Below are 337 nucleotides of genomic sequence, written 5' to 3' on the forward strand. Positions count from 1 at the left end.
TATTAATTTTGATCCAAGTTATGATAGCGCCCGTATGACGTTTACGAATCCAAGTAGTTCTGAATACGCGGAAACCCTTATTTACCTTGATAACAGATTAGTTTTGACCACTAAGACTAATGATGTAACTTTTGAAAATTTAAAGCCTGATCGTGTTTATACTGTACGGGTAACGACAAAAAACAGTGATGGCGACGAAAGTAATGGAGTTGTTAGGACTTTTAAAACGACAGAAGCGCCTAAAAACTTGTTAGAAGTTGAGAATCTCGAAATGGAAATTGATGAAGGAAATAATATTTTAATAAACTGGGAGAATCCCGAGGATGATGCCTTTGAA

General features: G+C 35.6%; 1 protein-coding gene. It reads left to right on the forward strand.

Annotated features, from left to right (window positions below; translation table 11 throughout):
- The coding region (locus CHH91_RS20670; protein ID WP_176465854.1) for a fibronectin type III domain-containing protein at nt 1-337 on the forward strand (337 nt) is incomplete at both ends.

It is taken from the genome of Virgibacillus sp. 7505, from assembly GCF_002272135.1.
In the GTDB taxonomy this organism is placed as follows: Bacteria; Bacillota; Bacilli; order Bacillales; family Amphibacillaceae; genus Terribacillus.